Source organism: Nocardia sp. NPDC060220 (genome assembly GCF_042727815.1).
Taxonomy (GTDB): Bacteria; Actinomycetota; Actinomycetes; order Mycobacteriales; family Mycobacteriaceae; genus Nocardia.
On the sequence record NZ_JBHWZY010001081.1, the window covers coordinates 1 to 1994 of the forward strand.

General features: G+C 68.7%; 2 protein-coding genes. One reads left to right on the top strand and one right to left on the bottom strand.

The genetic code is table 11. The features are described 5' to 3' along the window. Positions 1–789: helix-turn-helix transcriptional regulator (locus ACFWF3_RS33825; protein ID WP_379318058.1), on the bottom strand; the 789-nt coding region annotated here is incomplete at its 3' end. A 62-nt stretch (positions 790–851) separates the two neighbouring features. Between ACFWF3_RS33825 and ACFWF3_RS33830 the strand changes: the two genes are divergently transcribed. Continuing rightward, the gene (locus ACFWF3_RS33830; RefSeq protein WP_379318060.1) at positions 852–1988 is read left to right on the top strand and encodes an epoxide hydrolase family protein; all 1137 of its coding nucleotides are present in this window, start codon (positions 852–854) and stop codon (positions 1986–1988) included. Positions 1989–1994 lie beyond the last annotated feature (6 nt).

Consider the following 1994-nt stretch of genomic DNA (forward strand, 5'->3'; position numbering starts at 1 on the left):
CGCTTCGAGGACGCCCATGCCCGGCCAGACCCGATCGGCCACCTCGGTGGCCGACCCGTGCAGGGTGACGACGGTGCGCCACGGCCACGACGCGACCGAGAGCCTGCGGGACAGATAGGTCGCCGCGTCACCGTCGGGCAGCGGTCGCGGGGTGAACCGTGGGCCCGTCGGCACTCGCGGCTCGAGCCGGTCGACGCGGAACGACCGCCAATCGGCTCGATCGACATCCCACCCGACCAGATACCAATGCCTACTCACATTGACCAGCGAATCGGGTTCGACATCGCGGCGAGACGTCCGACCGGCGTGATCGGTGTAGTCGAAGCGCAGACGCTCGTGGCATCGACACGCCTGCGCGATCGTCAGCAGCGTCTCGGATGCCACCCGCGGTGCTTCGGCGGCGACCCGCACCATCGATTGCTGCAAGGTGGTGAGCCGGTGCCGCAGTCGCGAGGGGAGCACCTGTTCCAGCTTGGCGAGCGCGCGTAGCGAGGCGTCCTCGATACCGGTGACCGTGCCGCCCGAGGTGGTGCGCAAGCCGACCGCGACGGCCACGGCCTCCTCGTCGTCGAGCAGCAGCGGCGGCATCGACGCACCCGCTCCCAACCGATACCCCGCGCTGCCCTGCCATGCCTGCACCGGATAGCCCAATCCGCGCAACCGTTCCACGTCGCGGCGCACGGTGCGCGCGGTGACATCGAGCTTGGTCGCGAGTTCGGCACCCGACCACGCGCGGCGGGTCTGCAACAGCGACAGCAGCCGGAGCAGCCGAGCGGATGTTTCGGACATCTCTCCATCATGCCGCGAACTTAGGAACAGCCCTGACCTAAGTGCTGCCTAGCGTTGTCGGTATGAGCGACATCGACAGCTTCCGGATCGACATCCCGCAATCCGACCTCGACGACCTGCGTGAGCGGCTCGCCCGCACCCGCTGGGTCGACGACCTGCCCGGCACCGGCTGGACCTACGGCCTGCCCACCGCCTATCTGCGCGAGCTCGCCGACTACTGGCGGACCGGGTTCGACTGGCGCGCCGCGGAAACCGCACGCAACGCCCACCCGCAGTTCGTCACCCAGATCGATGGGCAGCGCCTGCACTTCACCCACGTGCGCTCACCCGAATCCGGCGCATTGCCGCTGGTCTTGGTGCACGGCTGGCCGTTCACCGACTTCGGTGCGACGATCGGACCGCTGACCGACCCCCGCGCGCACGGCGGCGACCCGCGCGACGCCTTCGACCTCATCATCCCGACCCTGCCCGGATTCGGCTTCTCCGGACCCACCCACCAGCCCGGCCAGGCGGCCACCGAGCGATCCGCGGAACTGATCGCCCGGCTGATGGGCGAATTGGGCTACCAGCGCTACGGCGTGCAGGGTAGCGACGCGGGCTCGTTCATCGCCCCGCAGGTGGGTCGGGTCGACACCGAGCGGGTCGCCGGTGTGCATCTCAACGCCGCTATCACCATCCCCGCCTGGAACGACGACGGTGCGGGCTACACCGAGCAAGATCAGGAAAAGCTCGCCGCGCTTCAGGATTGGAGCAGCAACGAAACTTCTGCCTACGCGGGTGTGCACAGCACCCGCCCGCACACCCTGGCCCACGCCCTGACCGATTCACCAGCAGGTCTGCTCGCGTGGGTCGTCGATGTCGTCAACACCTACAAGGACCCCGCCGCCGCGCTGCCCGAGGATTCCCTCGACCGCGACGCCATGCTCGCCGAAACAGCGATCTTGTGGTTCACCGGGACCGCGGGCTCCTCGATGCGGCTGTACAAGGAATCCCAGCAGTGGGGCGCGGACCTGCCCAGCTCCGGGGTCCCCACAGCGGTCGCGGTCTTCCCCGGTGACACCACGATTCGCGGCATCGCCGAGAAGCAGAACAACCTCGTCCGGTGGACCGAATACGACCGCGGGGGCCACTTCGCCGCAATGGAAGCGCCCGAGCTGCTGATCGAGGATGTGCGCGAGTTCTTCCGGTCGGTGCGGTAGGAGCTG